This is a genomic window from Nonomuraea sp. NPDC049625 (genome assembly GCF_040675285.1).
Taxonomy (GTDB): domain Bacteria; phylum Actinomycetota; class Actinomycetes; order Streptosporangiales; family Streptosporangiaceae; genus Nonomuraea; species Nonomuraea angiospora_A.
Map to the genome: position 1 here is coordinate 1 of NZ_JBFAOQ010000020.1, position 17339 is coordinate 17339.

Below are 17339 nucleotides of genomic sequence, written 5' to 3' on the forward strand. Positions count from 1 at the left end.
CAGCCCCAGCGCAATCGGCGACATCGCCCGCGCCGCCCTTGTCCTCACCCACTTCGAGCACAACTACCTACCAGCAATTCGCTGAGATCACTTCACTGTATCCCCAGCCGGTCATGGCCGAGGAGTTTCGAAGCCACACGTTGGGCTGAGTAGTGCTGTTCGCTGTGCCGGTGCTCTCCTCGATCACCAGATTGTAGAACCTGGAGTCCCAGAACTCGACGGCGTCGATGCACAGGTCGTTGTTGCTCGACATGAAAACATCACGAAAGTAGGAGTTGTCATTGTAGTAAAGCTCGAGCAGCAACCCGGTCTTGCCATTGCCGTTGAACCCGAGGTTTTCGATCGAACAGTAGCGCCGATGTTTCGACCCGCTCGTGTCGGTTGGGGCTCCGGACATACGCAACAGGATGCCGTTCGCCTTCTTAACCAGCGTGGAGGCCTTGCTGCTCGCGCCGACCAGTCGGATTCCGTTGCCGCCGATGGACAAGGCCGGGCCGCCGGCCGTCGGGGTGACCGCGTACGCCCCCGCGGGGAAGTACACGGTTCCGCCTCCAGCGGCCACCGCCGCATCGATCGCGGCCTGGATCTTCGGGGTGTCGTCATCGGCCCCGTTGCCGAGCGCCCCGTAGTTCTTGACATTGAACCAGTCCAGCGGGGCCGTCTCCGCCGCCGCAGACGGGGTCTTCGCGATCATGGCGGCACCCGCCAGCCCTGCGGCGGTGCCCCACAACGCTCTACGCCCCATGCTCGGACTCTTCGGCTCCGTCACGCCACAGCCCTCCTAGAGATCAACTTGGGGATTAAATCAGTTCTAGACCGATTCGCGAACAAAAATCAGGACGAATCGGCACATTTTGGGCCCTTCTCACAACTGACGATTATCGTGAGCTACTGATCGTTGCAGGGTCCTGACCTGCCCGCGGAGGCCCAGCGGGAGGACGCCGGGCTGTTCTGCCGGATGCGAGCGGCTGTCGCTTGGCCGGATGGGGTGTGGGGGGTGGTAGGGAGCTCGGGGCTCGAACCCGGAACCTACGGATTCATCACTGATCTCGAACGCCGAAGGCGGTGGCGGCTCCACGCCACCTGCCGGGATGCCGTTGCGGGAATGGGTGGTTTGGCGTTTGGGCGCGAGGGCTCCGCCCCGCACTCCGAGCGGGCGTGCCGCCGACGCGGCCCCGTCTGTATACAGGGGCTTGGTGAGGGACCTCGACATCGACTCGCGCGTTGGGCGGCGGCGCGGCACGCCGCCGCACTCCCGGCCCTCCGGCCGCCCGCCCGCCGTCCGGGCGTGCGGCCTGGAGGCCGGTCCCGGACGGCGGCGGGAGAGCGGGTCGGGCACCGCGTGCCGACCCGGGCGATCGACGATCCAGGGTTCGGGCAAGGTCCCGAGGAGTAATGGGCTTCGAGGTCGCGGCGATGCCGCCGGTGTCGCTGGTTGGTTTGAGTTGGGTCGTGGACCCCTCGGGCGGGTAGCGGCGCTCGCGTGACTGCCGCTCGTTGCGCATGTCCGGTCGCTGGGTCAGCGGTGTCGGCGGTACTGCAGATATACGATCCCGTTGCTGGAGGCGGTGCTGGAGATCAGGTCGAGTGGGTAGGACTTGGGGACGCCGTCGAACAGCCGGGTGCCCTCGCCTGCGACGTAGGGGAACATGCTCAGCCGGAGTTCGTCGATCAGGTCGAGCCGCATGAGCGACCGCCAGAGGCTGACGCCGCCCCAGACTATGATGTGGCCGTCGCCGCCCAGCCTGAGCTTGTCGATCTCTTCTGCCGTGTCACCAGCGGCGATGGTGGTGTTGGCCCAGTCGGCCGTCTTCAGGGTCCGGGAGAAGACGACCTTGCGCCCGGCGTTCAGGATGTCGGCGAACGGGTGGTCGGTGGACGTTGTCATGCCCCTGGCCATGCCCTCGTAGGCGGTGCGGCCCATGATGTGCGCGTAGGCGCTCCGGAGAAAGTCGAGGTGCGCAGGGGCGTCGGGCTCACGGTTTTCGGGCAGGCCGAAGCAGAACTTCCAAAACTCGGTGTCCTCGTCGGCGAGAAGGCCGTCGAGGGAGTAGTTGAACACTGTCGCTATCAGCTTCCGCATGATCAGAACTCCGTGGTCTCGGGTCGTGGGGACCGTGCTTGTTAGGGGGACGTGCGTGTCCCGGGTCGCAGCGCTCGCGTGGCCGCGGCGTCTGTGGCCTGTCGCTGATGCTTTAGACGACGCTGGCGCCGGGAAATCATCGGTGCCCGCTCTACTGGCTGGTTGCGCGGTCAGGTACCGGGGTGGCTTGGAGCAGTGCGCGCGTCCGCACCGGTTAGGAGCGTCCTCTGTGAGATCCTCGCGTCGCTCGTCGAGTAGAGCGCGCTGCCGGACACCGACGATGAGCGGAAAGACCGCTGGTACGGGTACCCCTGCTGGGTGAGGTGACGAGGCTTGATCTCAGGCTCGTCCGGGCGGTGGGCCGGGGGTGGTGTCCTTCATGGGTGTGTGGAGCTTGCCTGTGACTTGGCCGCCGCGTACGACATGAGCCGGGCGTGAACGCGCCTCAGCTCTGCATGGAGCGACTGTGAATCCTCACTACCCGACGTACGGATAGGGCTCCCGCAGCTGCCTCTTGAGGATCTCGATCCCCGACTCCTTGGGGTCAAGGGCTTCGACGTACTCGATCTGGGGCAGCAGCATCTCGGCGTTCGCGGGGATCATGTTGTACCAGAAGCCCATCTGCTGGTTGAACTCGCGCAGGTACTGGCGGGCGCGCTCGTCGTCCTCGTTGTCCTCGCCGCCGGCCCACTCCCACAGGTCGTCAACCTCGAAGTCGCCGACGGCACTGGCGCAGTTCTCCTTGTACCGCCAGTAGAGTTCGCCGAACGACAGGAGCACGTCGCCCGTCCGGCCCGCGTCGTAGGCGAGCGTCTTCGCGGTGCCGTGCAGCTTCCTGAGAGCCTGCTGGCACAGCTCCGCCGCCTGGCTGCCCCATACCTTGGCCAGCGCCTCCGAGTGCCCCTCGATGGTGGCCGCCAAATCGGCCATCCAATCGGCGGAGTTCTGACACACCACGCCGAGGTCCAGGAGAATCCGCGGACGACTCCGCTCGAAGAATTTCCTGACGCCGGCCGCGTTGTTGGTCGAGACGTCCTCCTCGCGCCACCGCTCGATATCAGAGGGGGACCGGGAACGGCCCGGATCCTGCTGCCCGTTGACGATGTTCCGCAGCTTGCCCATTTGGCGGTTGAACATTCCCTCAGCCGCGTCGTAGTTCAGGGCGGCGGCGTATACGAGCTGGCCGAAGCCGGCGTAAGACCGGAAGAACGTCTCCAACTGATCTCGGAGGCTTTCGAACTTCCGATCGAGCGCCTCCTGCATCCTGTCTGCGGAGGCCCATGCGCCGTCCAGATCGATTTTCGCGACGGAATGGCCGCTGTAGGCACCCCAGACGACCTCCGAGACGTAGTGCCCGAAGGCCGCGCTCGGCGTGGACTCCCCGGACAGCGGCGAATACATTTCGTCGCTGATGGGTGGCGTCGAGCTGAGGTCGTCCGTGACGATTCGCGCCGAGCGCTTCTTGAGCTCCGCTCTGTTGACCTCTATCCCGCTCGCAGGCGACGGCCATGACCGGTCCAGCTCAAGTCCGCTGTGCCACTGCCTCCAGGGTTCGGAGCTGAGTGGTTCCTGCATGTACGTGTCCTTCCGGCGCGACGGGCGGACCACGACGGCCGGAGGAAACACCGCCGTTCTCGCCGCCTACATACATGTTATGCATGCCCGTGACCTGGCCGTCAAGATCGTGTAACCCCCGATTCCCCGGCTCTTCACCGTGGATCGCTCCAGGTTGTGAGCCGCCACCCGTGCCGGGAGCGGGCGACGTCCGGTGAGGCGTGGGCCTGCGGAGATGGCTGGATCCTGGGCCTCGATCGCCTGGCCCCGCCCGCGCGCCGAGCGAGTGCCATGCGGTCTACGACCTGTGGTTCAGCGTGATCATCAGTTGGTGATCAGGTCGAAGGATTCCCAGGGGCCGATGGCGTCGCGGTTGGCGATGAGCGCTGAGGATCCGGCGTTGTCGGCGCACACGTATTTGCCGTTGGCCTGGGCTTTGAGGCTGATCGTGCCGTCGGGATTGTTGATCTGCTGGAAGGTCTCCCAGGGGCCGATGGCGTCCCGGTTGGCGATGAGCGGTTGCGCCCCGGCGCTTTCGGCGGTGACGTATTTGCCGTTCGCCCTGGCCTTGAGGGCGACGTTGCCGTTGCCGAGGTCGGTGCGGTCGAACTGTTCCCAGCCGCCGACGGTCGTGCGGTTGGCGATCAAGGGCTGGGCTCCGGCGTTCTCCGCGGTCACGTACATGTTGTTGGCGCGCGAGCGCAGGCTGATCGTGCCGGACGGCGCTGACCCGGTCGGGAGGCCCAGGGTGGAGGCGGTGCCGCTCAGGGACTTCACGCCCTGGTTGGCGGCGCCGGTGAGCCGGGTGGTGGCGTACGAGCTGAGCGGCTTGGCAGTGCGCTCCACCACGTAGACGGACCCGGCTGCGGTGGCGAAGCCGATCTCCGCGCTCGAGCTCGTCGTGATGGTCGCGTTGTCGGAGGTACGGCGGACGCGGACCTGCTGGGTGCCCCACGGGTTGACCACGGTCGCCTGCTTGCCGTGCACGCTCTTCATGCCGACGTACTTGATCTCGCCGGCCTCCCGCTCGGAGCTGATCAGGAAGCCGTCCTTGGCCAGCAGGGTGAACTTGCCGGCGAACGAGGAGTCGGCCGGAACGGCGGGGAACACCCGGATCTTGCCGTTGTAGCTCTGCATGAGCGACTCGTTGAGGGCCGTGAGGTGCACGCCGAGGTACTCGAAGACGCCGTTGGTGTTGTTCGTCATGCCGTTCGGGTAGTTCTGGTACTTCTGCAGCATGGTCTTCATGCCGTTGTACGCCTGGTCGCCGAGGCCCAGCCGGGCGGCCTGCACGGCGTCGTTGGACCACACGTTGCCGTAGGGGAAGGGCCGCTGGTTCCAGGTGTTGACCGCGGTCTGGTGGTCGGGGAAGCCGATCCCCGTCATGTCGTACGGCCAGATCAGCTCGGCGGAGACGTTCTCGTTGTTCCTGGTCTGCGAGATCGGCGGCTGGTGCGGTTGGTAGGCGCCGTTCGAGACCACGTAGGGCACCAGGTGGTCGAGCACGTTCTGCCACGTGGACCGCAGCCCCGCGTCCACCCCGAGCTGCTCGCTGACCTGGATCGTCAGGGGGAAGATGCTGCGCACGGCGGCCAAATCGGTGATCGCGTTGCGGACGTTCCAGTACGTCTCGTGCGAGTTGGAGTTGGCCATGTAGTACGTGTTCGTGGCCGTGTCGTGGGAGAGCATGGCCGAGTAGAACTTCGCCGTCTCGCGCATGAACGGGTAGGCCACGTCGCGCAGGTAGTTCGCGTCGTTGGTGTACCGGTACCGCAGGTACATGCTGTAGGCGGCCTCGTAGCCGGTCGACAGGATGTTCTTGGTGTAGTCGCTGTTGATCGTGCCGCGCGCGTTGCCGTCCCAGCCCATGGTCTCCGGCACCCACAGGCCGTCCACGTTGTACCGCGTCTGGGTGTACGACTTCAGGGCGTTGTAGTTCCTGGCGTACAGGTTGTTGTGCCTGTCGATGAGGTCGGGATGGTTGGAGGCGAGGAAGGACAGGTAGACGTCGCGTTGGTTCCAGTACCAGTACGCGTTGCTCCACTTCGTGTTGTCCTGGGTCGCCCTGAAGACGCCGTTGATGAAGTGGGACGGGTAGTTGCCGTAGCCGCCCGCGGCGATCATGTACGTGGACAGGTAATAGACGTTCTCCATGAAGTCCGCGTCGCCGGACAGGCCGGAATACTGGACGAACGACTTGGCCCAGAAGGAGTGCCACCAGTTGCGGTAGTTGGCGATCGTGGTCGCGTACCCGGTGGACTTCACGGCGGCGAGCTGGTTGCGGGCCTGCGCCACCGAGTCGCGGTTGGGGGCGTTGAGCCGGCCGGCCGCGGTGAACCAGATCGTGTAGCTGGAGGTGGGCGTGATGGTGAGCCGTACCGTGCGGGAGTCGACGACCTGGGTGGAGTAGCTCGCGCCCTCGACTGTGGCGGCCAGCGTGTAGCCGAACCCGTTGGCGTCGGTCTGCCCCCGGCTCAGGCCGGCCGCGTTCGCGTCGGCGAAGGTGGAGACGGTCTTCCAGGTGTTCAGGTCGGGCACGTCGCCGCTGTTCGGGAGGTTCGCCGTGTCCCACATGCTCAGGTTCAGGGCCACGTTGGAGACACCGGTGCGGCTGTCGTCCACGTGGATGCCCATCACCTCGGAGTTCGGCGACCCCATGACGGTGACGGTGCGGTTCGAGTCGTACTTGGTGGTGAGGGTGCCGTCGTACAGGGACAGCCGTTGCTGGAAGGTGGTGTATCCGGTGTCCATGCCCGGGCTGGTGGCCAGGTTGACCAGCCCCGCCGCGAACGCGGACTGCTGGGACAGGTCCACGCCCGAGGTCTGCATGGTCAGTCCGTTCTGACTCCAGACCATCGCTCCGGTACGGCCGTTGCCCACGGTCATGCCGTACAGCGGGTTGGTGTTGGGCCTGTTGTAGACGATGTCGTGCTTGGACAGGTAGCCCGCGTAGTCGACGTCCAGCGTTCCCGTGGACTGGTCGAACGCGGCGTCGGTCGGCGAGGCCAGCGCGGGCGTCCCGGACAGCAACGCGCCGAGGAGCGCCACCAGGGGGAGGGAGCGTAACAACCTCTTCACCATGCTCACCTTTGGGGGGTTAGGAAGTGGCATGTCACGCGCAGTTAACATTGGGTGTTTCTTATCGTCAAGAGGAGATTAATAGATAAGAAACCTACAAAATCCATCAATATCCACCAGGTATGCCCTGCTAGCAGCGCATGTTTTGCATACGAGCTCGGGATATGTCCTGAAATATGCGACGCATGGTGAGGCTTATTGATCGGAGGTCTGATTCGGCGCCGACGGGCCGCGATCGTCACCGTGCCAGAGGGAGGCCGCGACATCGCCGACTCCCGGGGGCCGGTCGCGCTCGGCTCCTGGCCCCCGGGCCGGGGATGGCGTCGATGCGTCACCAGTTGGCGGGCTCTGCCAAGGAGTAGGAGGAGGCGATCCTGGCGTGGTCGTGGTAGATCGACAGTACGCGCGGGCCGGCGGGCGTCCCGTTCCGCCAAGCCGTGCAGTAGATGCCTGACGACCAGCGGATCGTCTGCGATGTCTTGGGCAGCACTGTGACGCCGGTCCTGCTCCACACCTTCCGCCCGTTGACCCAGACCTCGAAGGCTCCCGCGGTGCTGTGGAACTTCAGGCGGGTGACGATCCGGATCCACGTGCCACGAAGGTTTGTGATCTTGTCGAGTGTGGCCGCGAAACCGCCCGAGCCGCCGATCCGGAGTTCGTCGTTCTGGACGAACATCAGCTCCCAGGGCCCTTCCGGGTCCTCTGGCGACCACTGCTGGAAGGTGACGTTCTGGTTGTGGAACTGCCAGTTCGGCGGCAGGTAGATGGCCTGTCCGTAGTAGCGGTCCTGGCCCACGGCCTGGGTCCGGTTCTGGACGGTCTCGGAGTGGTACCCGCCGCCTTCGTCGAGGTACGTCTGCTGTGCCTCGATGGCGGTGGTCCCCTTGTACACGGGGCTGCTGACCGTACGGATCACGCCTTGCTTCTGGGGCTCTTGTGGGTAGTTGCTCCAGCCGGTCAGCGTTCCGGTGTCCTGGAAGAACACTTCGGCGGCGGTCGCCGAGCCTGCCGGAGCCACGGCGGGGACCGCGCACAAGGCAACGATGATGACGGTGATCATTCGTCGGCGCATGTGATCCTCTTCTGTGAGGGGTGCTGAGAGGCGAGTATCACACGCGTGAATTTATTAGTAAAGGTACTTAAAATATTTGCCTTGCCTGTGGCACGGCGAGCTCCTTCGGCAGGACGTCGCAAGCGGCAGCTCAAGGACGGGCATTTTGCTACTTCGAGTAGTAAACTGAGCTTGTGAGCATGCCAGAGCGAGATTTCGCCCCGGGCGACGGGCCGGCCGCCAAGGTCAGTGTGTCTCTGAGAGCGGGCAACATTCGCGCCGTCCGAGAGCGAGTCGGGGCCCGCGGGTTTTCCGCCTACGTCGATGCCGCTGTGGAGCGCCAGATCGAGCGGGATCTCCTGGAGGAGGCCCTGCAGGCGAACGAGGCCGCTTCTGGGCCGATCCCCCAGGCATTGCGTGATGAGGCGGCGGAGTTGTTCCGCCGCGTCAAGTCGGCGCCTGAACTCCAGGAGGAGTACGGATGGCGCGCGCACGAAGCAGGTTGAGCGCGGGCACCGTCGTTCTCGACTGCGAAGGGCTCGTGAAGTGGTGCGAGGCCGATCAGCGGGTGACAGCGTTCGTACGGGAGGCGCAGGATAACGACTTTCGGGTCGTGGTCAGCGCCATGACACCGATTGAGGCGCAAGACGTCCGTGTCAAAAGCGATCGTCTCAGGTGGTATCTGTCCCGCCTGAAGATCGAGCCGGTGACCGAGGACATCTCGTCGCGAGCGATCGAGCTTCTCCGGGATGCCCGCCTGCACGGTCACAAGTACGCCATAGACGCTGTGGTCGCGGCCACCGCACTGCGCTCGGTGCGTCCTGCCATCGTTCTGACGCCTGACGCGGACCACATGAGCGAACTGTGCGGGAAAGCAGTGCAGGTGGTCCCCGTCTAAGACTGGGTGCCGCACCCTACATGGGTGTCTGGTGGAGGAGGACGACGCGCCAGCCCTCGGAGGTACGGCGGTAGACCGTCGACGCATGCCATGTGGACGTCTCATCGCCGATGGTGCTCGTCAGTTTGTAGGCCACCACGGCTCCTGCGTCGCCGAGCGGCTTGACCACGACATCGTGTGCTCGGTTGCACCGTTCCGGATTGCCGCTTCCCTTGACGTACATGTCGAGAACCTGCTGCCTGGACACGATTCCGTAATGTCCCATGGCTACGAAGTCGTCGGCGCAGTGCTCCTGGAAAAATGTCTCGTCATAGGCAGCGTCCGCGTCCAGCATCCGCTGCTCGAGTTCTACCAGGGTCTTCTCGGTGCCGCTCATCCAGCCAACTCCTTTTCGCGAGATGTGCGGCCCATGCTGTCAGCCGTACCTGACGTCCTCTGACAGGTACAGCCGCAGCCACCGGCTGCGGGAGCTGCGCGCGGGCTCCACCGGCGTCCTGGTCTCCCACCGGCTCGGCCCCGTCCGCCGGGCCGACCGGATCGTCGTCGTGCAGGACGGCCGGATCCGTGAGAGCGGCGACCACGCCTCCGGCGCGGCGGCACTGGTGCTCGGGATCGTGCTGGCGCCGCGTGCCGCCGGGCATGCTGGTGCTGCGGGGAGACCATCGCCGCTCGGAGGACTCCAAGCAGTGGGGCCTGTGCCCGGCGGACCGGATGTACGGAGTGGTGCTGAGGCGAGCACGTCACCGCCTGACCGGTCATCCGGCGACAGCGAGGAACGGTCAAGCGGCGCGGATGCACCGCCGTGAGTTCACGGTCACCTCAAGAACGATGGCGTGAGCGCCGTCGCCGTCGATGAGGTGCTCCTCCACGGTGGGACCGGTGACCTCCAGGCGGTGGCGGTGCAGCCAGCCGAAGAGGTCCTGCCCGGCGCGGACCACCCCTGCCGAGGGCGGAACGACGGCTCGTACGACGGTGCGGGCAGGCAGGAAGAGCTGCTCGCCGGCGCCGTCGGTGGTCACCGCGACGGCGAACCCGCCCGTCGGCCGCCCGCGAAGCCAGGTCAGCAGGGCCGCCGGTGGTGCCGGGCAGACGGCGGCCAGTTCGGCGGGATGGTCGAGGCGCATGCGGCGGACGCGGAGTCGGCGCGAGTCCACCGCGGTCTGCTGAGGCAGGATCGACATCGGCACGGCGAGGTGGTCCTCGGCGTGAGCCGCGGTCGCGGCCAGCGTGGCGATGTCACGCCTGATGTTCGCCAGGATCTCGGTGAGCGCCTGCCGCACCTGTGCCTCGGGAGCGTCCAGCAGATCGGCGATCTGGCGCAGCGGCAGGCCGAGACGCTGCAGCCCGCGGATGCGTTCGAGCCGGGACAACTCAGTCACGCCGTACCAGCGGTAGCCGGTGGTGCGGTCGACCGCGGCGGGAACCAGCAGCCCGATCTTGTCGTAGTGGCGCAGGGTCCGTTCGGATACGCCGGCCATGCGCGCCAGTCGCCCGATCCGCCACATGGCGTCCCCCTCTCCTGGCATGTTGACTTTGTCCCAGCGTCAGGGTTCTACCGTCACGGTCCATGACCGATCCGAACCCTCGGCGCCGGCTCACCGGTGTGCTGCTGTTGACCTCGCTGACAGCCATGATCGCCGGTACGGCCATCGTGGTGCCATCGGGGTTGACCCTGAATCCGTCCGACCCCGGTGCCGCGCTGGACGCGGTACGCGAGCAGGTCGGGCTGCACCTGACCGAGCTGGCCTTCGACGTGCTGGGCTGGCTGGCACTGGCCGCGGCCGGACTGGTGATGGCCGCTCGCCCGGCCGAGACGTCAAGACCGTATCTGGTGACGCTCGCCGGTGGCCTGCTGACCGGCGCCGGGCTGGCGGGCCTGCTTCATGACGCCGGAAACCTGGCACTGACCCAGCTGGCCGCCCGCCCGACCGCCCCGGCGGCCGCCACAGTGGCCTTGGCCGTCCTGCACACCGCCAAATGGGCGGTCAATCTGGCCGGGCTGCTGTGGGTCGCCGCCACCGTCGCCGGCGCAGTGGGCCTCCCGATGCCCGCCGGGCTTCGTGTCACCGGCCTGATCGCCGCACTCAGCGGCCTGGCCGCGGTCGTGCTTCCGTGGACGACCGGGATCGCCGGCCCTACGGGGGCGCTGGAACAGCTCGGGTATGCGCTCCACCTGCCCGTCATGATCTGGTACGGGGTCCTGGGCCGGCGGTATCTGCGCAGGCAGCATGCCGTCGTTGCTGATCCTGATCTCTAAGAGGCCATCGACTTGTGGGCTGAGCACCGATCGAAGGCCCGTCAGGCCGTGCGCCTCACGGAAGCGATGAGACGCAGGGTCACCGGTGGTCCCCATCAGGATCCGCCCGGGTCGTCGCCACCTCGCCGTGAGCCGAACGGATGGCGGCTGACCTTGGGTCCGCCACCGCGCGTTGCGTCGAGCGGGCCTGCCGCGTCCGGTCCAGGAGGATGAACGGTACGGCGGTCGCGGCGAGGCCGGCCCCGATCAGGCAGACCGATGTGAGAGCGGCCCCTCGTGTGAGTGAGGCGGCCGCGAACACGGGGGTGATGCTGATGCCGAGCTGGAATGCCGACACGGTGGTGGCACCGGCGAGGGTCGGCGCACCGGCTGCGATGGCGAAGACGCGTCCGTAGACGGCGGGGTTCAGCACGAACGCGGCGACGCCGATCAGGAAGACCGTGGGCACCACCGCCCAGACCTGCTGGACCACGACAGCCATCACGACCGAAAGGATCACGATCGCGGCTGTGCCGGTGAGGAGCGCGAGGTGGGGGCGCCGGTCGGAGACGCGGCCGCCGATGGACAGGCCGACGAAGGCGCCGACCCCGAAGAGCGCGAGGATCGCCGGGATCCAGACCTCGGGGACGGCGGTGATCTCGGCGAGCATGGCGCTCAGATAGTTGAACGTGATCATGTACGCCGCGGTGGTCAGGATCGTGATCGCGTACATGCTCCAGAGCATCGGTTTCCGCATCGTGGCGAGCTCTCGCGAGACGCTGGGCCGGCGGGTGTCCGGGGCGGTGGCGGGGAGTCCGAGGAGGCAGCCGATGATCCCGGCGGCCGTCAGGGCGACGACGGCCCAGAAGCCGCCGCGCCATTGGACGAAGTGGCTGAGCAGCGTGCCTGCGGGACCGCCGACGACCATTGCCGCGCTGAGCCCGCTGACCACGACTCCGGAGGCGCGGGCGTTCCGGCCCGGTGTCACCAGGCTGATCGCGGTCACCGACGCGACGGCGAAGAAGCCCGCGTAGGCGATCCCCGAAACCACCCTCGTCAGCAGCAGGACCTGGTAGTCGCCCAGCAGCCCGACGACGACGCCGGCGGCGAAGAGGCCCTGGGTTGCCACCAACGCGGTACGGCGAGGCCAATGCAGACTCAGCATGGCGAACGGAGGCCCGCCGATCACGACACCCAGCGCGAACGCAGTGATCAGGAATCCGGCCGAAGAGAGTGTGACGTCCAGATCGGCGGCCACGGCAGGCAGTACGCCGGCCAGCAGGAACTCGGCGCTTCCCATCGCGAACAGGCTGAAAGCGAGCAGGTACACGCCGGCGGGCAACCTGCCGGAGGGAGTGTTCCGGGACGTCTCCGCGGACGCGGTGATGCCGCCCATCAGATCGCACCCACGGCAGCGGACAGCTCTCGTTCCAGCAGCCAGGAGGTCATGCCGATGGCGGCGGCGGAGCCCGCGCCCGCGGCGGTGACGACCTGCGCCCGGGGGTTGACCACGTTCCGGGCCGGCAGCCCGGCGGCGCCGCCGCCGATGACGATCGCGTCCCGTAGCGTCGAATCCGTTGTTGCGTTCATGCGAAGAGGATCGGGAGCCTGTCCCGGAATCGACAAACTTCGTTGCCGATTCCGGGACACGTTGATTGACTGCGTCCCGTGGAACAGCAACCGAGCGTCAGCGGGGTGATCGAGCAGATCGCCCCTCGGCTGCGACGTGCCCGCGAGAAGAAGGGCGTCAGCCTGGCCGACCTCGCGCGCGCCACCGGCATCTCGACCAGCACGTTGTCCCGGCTCGAATCAGCTCAGCGCAAACCGAGCCTTGAGCTGCTCCTTCCGATCACCGCGGCGCTGGGCATCCCCCTCGACGAGATCGTCGCCGCACCCCGGATTCTCGATCCGCGCGTGCCGCAGCAGCCCACCGGGAAGGACGGCCGGGTGCTGATCCCGTTGTCGCGGCATCAGGGCGAACCACGCGCGTACAAGATGACCATTCCGGCGCACGACGAACAGCCCCACCTGCGGACCCACGCAGGCTACGAATGGCTCTACGTGCTGCGCGGACGGCTTCGCGTGAGACTGGCTGACCACGACTTCATCATGGGAGCGGGCGAAGCGGCCGAGTTCGACTGTCAGATTCCGCACTGGTTCGGCGCTGCCGGGCGTGGCAGCGTCGAAGTGCTCAGCCTCTTCGGGAAGCAGGGCGAACGCATCCACCTCCGCACCACACAGCGCTGACGCGGGAGCGCGGGGTTTCACGCCTGCGCCGTGAGCAGGGCGTCGGCGAGGCCGGTGCGGGCGTAGAGGACCGAACGGCCCGCTCGGTGAGTGCTGGTCAGGCCGGCGGCCCGCAGGGCGGTGAGGTGCTGGGAGACGCCCGCCGCGGAAAGGCCCGACCGTTGGGCGAGTTCGGTGGTCGAGGCGGGGGTGTCCAGTTCGGCCAGGATCAACGCCCGGGATCGGCCGATCACGGCGGCGAGGGCTTCCATGTGCGTATGTGTCCGGCGCTCCCACAACAGGCCGATCCCGCGCGCCGGGTAGGCCAGCTGCGGTGGTTCGGGCGCGACGGAGCGGGTCAGCACCCGCGGCCAGGCGAAGACCGACGGCACCAGGAGCAGCCCGGCCCCGGTCTCGATCCTGGTGATGGCGCAGTGCCGCTCTACCAGGTGGAGGCTGCCGCCGGCCCAACGCACCGTGTGGTGCAGCTCGTCCAGCGCCTGGGCCGTACCCTGCTCGGCCACCTGGCGCCCCCGGTGGAAGATGTCCGCCTCCAGGACCGAGCGGATCCTGGCCCAGTAGGGCGCTATCGCCAGCCCCCAGTAGACCTCGATCTCCGCCACGATCCGGGGCAGGCAGCTCTGCGGGGTGCGGTGAAGGCTCCGCAGCTGGGAGGGCAGAGCGCCGTCGCGCTCTGCGGCCAGGCGATCGACGTCCTGCCGTACCTGCTCGGGGTCGGTGGCCTCGATGGCGGCCAGCTCGTCGGCAAGGCCGGGAGAGGGAGTCGTCGGCGCCGGGTTGAGGAAGTCGGGGAGGTGGCCGCTGGGCGGGATCATGTCGGCCAGCCAGCCGCGATCGAGGCCCGCGGCGGCGAGCCGGGGGCGTACCTGGTCGGCCCAGTTGCGGTGCGGGCGCGGCACGACCGCGGCGGCCAGCGCTCTGACGCTGGTGACGACTTCCCACATGGGCGAGACGGCGAACCGGGTCTCGGCCAGATCGTTCACCGAGAAGGCGAGTCGCGCCTTCATGCCGCCTCCATGATTCGGTCTCAGCTTAATCAGTGGATCCTCGACCCTCTGCCCAGCAGTATCCCGGAAGCAGGACAACCCGAAAGGCAGTCATGTACATCTCCTCCTCCGTCGATGCCGCGACTCAGCGGAAGGCGCGGCTGTTCCGCGCCCTGAGCACCGAGCCCGTGCTGGTGCTGCCCAACGCCTGGGATGCCGCCAGCGCGGCCGTCATCGCCGCGGCCGGCGCCACGGCGATCGCCACGACCAGCGGTGGCGTCTCGTGGTCGCTGGGCCGCGGGGACGGGCAGCGGCTCGGCCGGGGCGAGATGGTGGAGGCCGCGCGGCGCATCGTGGACTCCGTCGATGTGCCGGTGACGGTCGACGTGGAGGGAGGGTACGGGCCGGATCCGGCGGATGTCGCCGCGACCGTGCGGGCGGTGGCCGAGGCCGGGGCGGTGGGCGTCAATCTGGAGGACTCCACGGCCGTCGGCGGTCCTCTGTTCGACGTGGCCGAGCAGAGCGCCAGGCTGCGCGCCGCCAGGGAGGCCGCGGCCGCCGCGGCCCTGCCGGAGCTGTTCGTCAACGCCCGTACCGACGTCTTCCTGTTCGGGATCGGTGCACCGGACGGGCGGCTGGACGAGGTGCTGGAGCGGACGGAGGCCTACGCGGAGGCGGGAGCCGACGGCATCTTCGTTCCTGGCCTGCTCGACCTGGACGCGCTGAACACCCTCTGCGCGGCATCGCCGCTGCCGGTCAACGCGATGGCCGTCGCGGGTGGGCCGAGTGTCACCGAGCTCGCGCAGGCCGGGGTACGCAGGGTCAGCCTCGGCACCGGGTTGGCCCAGGCCGCGTACGCCGCGACCCGGCGAGCCGCCGCGGAGCTGCTCGGCACGGGAGGTCTCACGGCGCTGGACGGCTCGCTGGACTTCAGCGAACTCGACGTCCTGTTCCGCCGTTGATCGAAGCTAGGACAGGAGGGAGTCGTAGGCGACCGAGTGCCGCTGCCCCGACATGAAGGACAGGAACTGCCTGACGAAGGCGCCGCGCGAGTAGGCGTCGGCTCCGCCGGCCAGATCGCGGTGGAAGGCCGTGCGGAACAAGCTCTGGAACTCCTGCGCGTCGATCGCCTGGTCGTCGTCGCCGTCGGTGACGTCGAACAGCACGTCGGCGACCTTGATCAACCCTGAGCCGGGCAGCGAGACGGCCGAGGCGGCGTATTCCTGTCGTGTGACGCGCCCGTCGCCGTCGGTGTCGAGATTGGTCTGCAACTCCCGCCACCAGGTGGCGTAGGCGTTGTAGAGCCGCTCCTCGTCCTGTTCGTCCAGGTCGAGCCGGGTGGCGAGCTCTCTTGCCATGGCCGCCAGGTCGGGCCAGGTGAGGTAACCGTCGCCCGTCTGGTCCAGGACCTCGGTGAAGAACCGGTCGGCCGAGCGGGTGGTCGGGTTGACGTCGTCGGGGGCCGGGGTGATGAGCCTGACCATGGCCGCGACCTGGCCGGCCTTGCGGCGTACGGTCTGCCATGGCCCGGAACCACCGTCGTGGCCGGGATCCAGCAGGCTCACGAGCGAGTTGACGTCCACCCAGCCGTCCGGGAGCACGCGGGTGGCGATTCCGGCGGTGAGGTACGCCCCGTGCATGAGAGCCCGCGCCCCCGGGAGGTCGGGCAGGGCGACCCGCCGGCAGAAGGGCTCCGGCAGCGACGCGATGGTGATCGCGGCGGCTACGGGGCCCGCCACGGTCCGGCCCGCGGCCCACACCGCGGGATGGTTGCGCAGCAGGGGCGGTGCGGGCACGTTGGCGAAGAGCCGGTAGAGGATGACGCGCACGGCCTCGGTGCTCTCCAGGCGGTGGTCGATCATGTCGTCGTAGTAGGACCAGAACTCCCGCACCGTCGCGGGGAGCCGGTCGCTGTCGCCCTCGATCAGGGCCAGGAACGCACGGAACTCGGCATAGAGCTGTTCGAGCGCGGGTCCGTCGAGCGACTCGCCGCTCAGCCGGTACATCGTCACCGTCGATTCGAACAGGGTCGCCACCACCCAGGCGCGGGCTTCGGCGTCCTTTCCGTCGTAGGGGCGGCCTTGCGGGTCGGTGCCCGACATGCGGGCGTGCAGGCGGTTGAGGCGGGTCGCCTCCCGGGTGCGGACGTGCTGGTCAGGGTCGAGCACGCGCTGCATGCTCACCAACGTGTTGCGCAGCCGCCGCCACGGATGCGCCACGAACGTCGAGTTTTCGATCAACGCGGCGCCGATCTGCGGATGTGCGGCCTCCAGAACCGTGGCGCGGGTCACCGCGAGGCCCCACCGCGCGTCGTTGACGAGGCGGCGCAGCATCGAGTCCGGCCCGAAGGCGTCGGCGGTGCTCTGGCTCATCGAGATTCCTCTCCCGTGGCGGCGGTCGACTGACGGACATCGCCGAACCGGCGCTGGCGCGATCGGTAGGCGTCAAGGCATTCCCAGAGGTGGGTCGCGCGGAAGTCCGGCCACAGCACCTGCGGGAAGACCCACTCGGCGTAGGCCACTTGCCAGAGCATGAAGTTGGAGATGCGTTGCTCTCCGGAGGTGCGGATGACCAGGTCCACATCCGGCGTGTCGGAGTAGGGGAGATGCCGGGCGAAGGTGGCCTCGGTGACCTGCTCGGCCGGCACGTCGGCGCGGATCAGCGAGCGGGCGGCCTCCACGATGTCGCGGCGCCCCCCGTGATCGAAGGCGACCGTCAGTGTCATCTGCCTGTTGTCGCTGGTGAGCGTCATCAGGTCGGTGATGTCGCGGACCAGGGTGGGTGGGATCCGCGGATCGGACATGCCCAGGAACCTGCACCGGACGCCCCGCGCGTGCAACGCCGGTGCGTGCTTGCGGATGGCCCGGCGCACGAGCCTCATCAGGATGTCGACCTCGCCCGCCGGCCTCCGCCAGTTTTCGGTGGAGAAGGCGTACAGGCTCAACCACCTGATGCCGGCCGAACGCGCCTCCTCGATGATGTCCACGACGGCGGCCTCCGCCGCCTCGTGGCCCGCGGTGCGCGGCAGCGATCGCTGCGCGGCCCACCGCCCGTTTCCGTCCATCACGCAAGCCACGTGACACGGCAATCCGCTGACGACTTCCATAGCTGACCGTAACTATACCATTACCTGTGGTGACGGTGGCGGGCAGGCGGGTTTCATGCGGAGATCATGCGCCCCGTGATCGATCGTGGTCAGTGACGTC

At 67.7% G+C, this 17339-nt stretch carries 17 protein-coding genes; 5 read left to right on the top strand and 12 right to left on the bottom strand.

Annotated elements, in window-relative coordinates; all coding sequences use genetic code 11:
- Positions 1-67: 67 nt before the first annotated feature.
- From AB0J87_RS53055 to AB0J87_RS53075, 5 genes are all read right to left on the bottom strand, one after another.
- The gene (locus AB0J87_RS53055) at positions 68-694 is read right to left on the bottom strand and encodes a glycosyl hydrolase family 28-related protein (RefSeq protein WP_363981087.1); all 627 of its coding nucleotides are present in this window, start codon (positions 692-694) and stop codon (positions 68-70) included.
- An 825-nt stretch (positions 695-1519) separates the two neighbouring features.
- Positions 1520-2083: a dihydrofolate reductase family protein gene (locus AB0J87_RS53060; RefSeq protein WP_363981090.1), complete on the bottom strand. Its 564-nt coding sequence runs from the start codon at positions 2081-2083 to the stop codon at positions 1520-1522.
- A 477-nt stretch (positions 2084-2560) separates the two neighbouring features.
- A complete protein-coding gene (locus tag AB0J87_RS53065; protein WP_363981093.1) occupies positions 2561-3658 on the bottom strand; it encodes a hypothetical protein in 1098 nt (365 codons plus the stop codon).
- Positions 3659-3961: 303 nt separating this feature from the next.
- Positions 3962-6718 carry a glycoside hydrolase family 95-like protein gene (locus tag AB0J87_RS53070; protein ID WP_363981096.1) on the bottom strand — a complete coding sequence of 919 codons (2757 nt, stop codon included), beginning with the start codon at positions 6716-6718 and terminating at the stop codon, positions 3962-3964.
- Positions 6719-7046: 328 nt separating this feature from the next.
- Positions 7047-7787: a polysaccharide lyase gene (locus AB0J87_RS53075; protein ID WP_363981099.1), complete on the bottom strand. Its 741-nt coding sequence runs from the start codon at positions 7785-7787 to the stop codon at positions 7047-7049.
- Between the two features lie 179 nt (positions 7788-7966).
- Between AB0J87_RS53075 and AB0J87_RS53080 the strand changes: the two genes are divergently transcribed.
- Together AB0J87_RS53080 and AB0J87_RS53085 are read left to right on the top strand one after the other, a co-directional pair.
- Positions 7967-8272: a hypothetical protein gene (locus AB0J87_RS53080; RefSeq protein WP_363981573.1), complete on the top strand. Its 306-nt coding sequence runs from the start codon at positions 7967-7969 to the stop codon at positions 8270-8272.
- A complete protein-coding gene (locus AB0J87_RS53085; RefSeq protein ID WP_363981102.1) occupies positions 8248-8664 on the top strand; it encodes a PIN domain-containing protein in 417 nt (138 codons plus the stop codon). The genes AB0J87_RS53080 and AB0J87_RS53085 overlap by 25 nt, the downstream gene beginning before the upstream one ends.
- Before the next feature lie 16 nt (positions 8665-8680).
- Here the strand turns inward: AB0J87_RS53085 and AB0J87_RS53090 are convergent, their stop codons facing one another.
- Both AB0J87_RS53090 and AB0J87_RS53095 read right to left on the bottom strand, forming a co-directional pair.
- Positions 8681-9040: a nuclear transport factor 2 family protein gene (locus AB0J87_RS53090; protein WP_363981105.1), complete on the bottom strand. Its 360-nt coding sequence runs from the start codon at positions 9038-9040 to the stop codon at positions 8681-8683.
- 403 nt (positions 9041-9443) lie between these two features.
- Positions 9444-10190: a MerR family transcriptional regulator gene (locus tag AB0J87_RS53095; RefSeq protein ID WP_363981108.1), complete on the bottom strand. Its 747-nt coding sequence runs from the start codon at positions 10188-10190 to the stop codon at positions 9444-9446.
- Between the two features lie 41 nt (positions 10191-10231).
- On the opposite strand from AB0J87_RS53095, the gene AB0J87_RS53100 reads away from it, so the two are divergent.
- Positions 10232-10921, top strand: coding sequence for a hypothetical protein (locus AB0J87_RS53100; protein WP_363981111.1), 690 nt, complete (start codon positions 10232-10234; stop codon positions 10919-10921).
- Between the two features lie 79 nt (positions 10922-11000).
- On the opposite strand, the gene AB0J87_RS53105 is transcribed toward AB0J87_RS53100, so the two are convergent.
- Both AB0J87_RS53105 and AB0J87_RS53110 read right to left on the bottom strand, forming a co-directional pair.
- Complete coding sequence (locus AB0J87_RS53105) at positions 11001-12296, bottom strand: MFS transporter (RefSeq protein WP_363981114.1); 1296 nt, start codon at positions 12294-12296, stop codon at positions 11001-11003.
- Positions 12296-12490: a hypothetical protein gene (locus tag AB0J87_RS53110; protein WP_363981117.1), complete on the bottom strand. Its 195-nt coding sequence runs from the start codon at positions 12488-12490 to the stop codon at positions 12296-12298. Before AB0J87_RS53110 ends, AB0J87_RS53105 begins: the two co-directional genes overlap by 1 nt.
- A 105-nt stretch (positions 12491-12595) precedes the next feature.
- On the opposite strand from AB0J87_RS53110, the gene AB0J87_RS53115 reads away from it, so the two are divergent.
- A complete protein-coding gene (locus AB0J87_RS53115; protein WP_363981120.1) occupies positions 12596-13147 on the top strand; it encodes an XRE family transcriptional regulator in 552 nt (183 codons plus the stop codon).
- Between the two features lie 17 nt (positions 13148-13164).
- Here the strand turns inward: AB0J87_RS53115 and AB0J87_RS53120 are convergent, their stop codons facing one another.
- The gene (locus tag AB0J87_RS53120) at positions 13165-14154 is read right to left on the bottom strand and encodes a DUF5937 family protein (protein ID WP_363981123.1); all 990 of its coding nucleotides are present in this window, start codon (positions 14152-14154) and stop codon (positions 13165-13167) included.
- Between the two features lie 92 nt (positions 14155-14246).
- On the opposite strand from AB0J87_RS53120, the gene AB0J87_RS53125 reads away from it, so the two are divergent.
- Positions 14247-15095: an isocitrate lyase/phosphoenolpyruvate mutase family protein gene (locus tag AB0J87_RS53125; protein ID WP_363981126.1), complete on the top strand. Its 849-nt coding sequence runs from the start codon at positions 14247-14249 to the stop codon at positions 15093-15095.
- Between the two features lie 6 nt (positions 15096-15101).
- Here AB0J87_RS53125 and AB0J87_RS53130 read toward each other — a convergent pair whose 3' ends face one another.
- Positions 15102-16505, bottom strand: a complete 1404-nt coding sequence (locus AB0J87_RS53130) for an oxygenase MpaB family protein (protein ID WP_363981129.1) — start codon at positions 16503-16505, stop codon at positions 15102-15104.
- Positions 16502-17239, bottom strand: coding sequence for a polyprenyl diphosphate synthase (uppS, locus tag AB0J87_RS53135; protein ID WP_363981132.1), 738 nt, complete (start codon positions 17237-17239; stop codon positions 16502-16504). The genes AB0J87_RS53130 and uppS overlap by 4 nt, the downstream gene beginning before the upstream one ends.
- Positions 17240-17339 lie beyond the last annotated feature (100 nt).

Bases quoted from the DNA above. Each gene is read 5' to 3' on its own strand.
- AB0J87_RS53055 (WP_363981087.1), bottom strand. From the start codon at position 694: ATGATCGCGAAGACCCCGTCTGCGGCGGCGGAGACGGCCCCGCTGGAC.
- AB0J87_RS53060 (WP_363981090.1), bottom strand. From the start codon at position 2,083: ATGCGGAAGCTGATAGCGACAGTGTTCAACTACTCCCTCGACGGCCTT.
- AB0J87_RS53065 (WP_363981093.1), bottom strand. From the start codon at position 3,658: ATGCAGGAACCACTCAGCTCCGAACCCTGGAGGCAGTGGCACAGCGGA.
- AB0J87_RS53070 (WP_363981096.1), bottom strand. From the start codon at position 6,718: ATGGTGAAGAGGTTGTTACGCTCCCTCCCCCTGGTGGCGCTCCTCGGC.
- AB0J87_RS53075 (WP_363981099.1), bottom strand. From the start codon at position 7,787: ATGCGCCGACGAATGATCACCGTCATCATCGTTGCCTTGTGCGCGGTC.
- AB0J87_RS53080 (WP_363981573.1), top strand. From the start codon at position 7,967: ATGCCAGAGCGAGATTTCGCCCCGGGCGACGGGCCGGCCGCCAAGGTC.
- AB0J87_RS53085 (WP_363981102.1), top strand. From the start codon at position 8,248: ATGGCGCGCGCACGAAGCAGGTTGAGCGCGGGCACCGTCGTTCTCGAC.
- AB0J87_RS53090 (WP_363981105.1), bottom strand. From the start codon at position 9,040: ATGAGCGGCACCGAGAAGACCCTGGTAGAACTCGAGCAGCGGATGCTG.
- AB0J87_RS53095 (WP_363981108.1), bottom strand. From the start codon at position 10,190: ATGCCAGGAGAGGGGGACGCCATGTGGCGGATCGGGCGACTGGCGCGC.
- AB0J87_RS53100 (WP_363981111.1), top strand. From the start codon at position 10,232: ATGACCGATCCGAACCCTCGGCGCCGGCTCACCGGTGTGCTGCTGTTG.
- AB0J87_RS53105 (WP_363981114.1), bottom strand. From the start codon at position 12,296: ATGGGCGGCATCACCGCGTCCGCGGAGACGTCCCGGAACACTCCCTCC.
- AB0J87_RS53110 (WP_363981117.1), bottom strand. From the start codon at position 12,490: ATGAACGCAACAACGGATTCGACGCTACGGGACGCGATCGTCATCGGC.
- AB0J87_RS53120 (WP_363981123.1), bottom strand. From the start codon at position 14,154: ATGAAGGCGCGACTCGCCTTCTCGGTGAACGATCTGGCCGAGACCCGG.
- AB0J87_RS53125 (WP_363981126.1), top strand. From the start codon at position 14,247: ATGTACATCTCCTCCTCCGTCGATGCCGCGACTCAGCGGAAGGCGCGG.
- AB0J87_RS53130 (WP_363981129.1), bottom strand. From the start codon at position 16,505: ATGAGCCAGAGCACCGCCGACGCCTTCGGGCCGGACTCGATGCTGCGC.
- uppS (WP_363981132.1), bottom strand. From the start codon at position 17,239: ATGGAAGTCGTCAGCGGATTGCCGTGTCACGTGGCTTGCGTGATGGAC.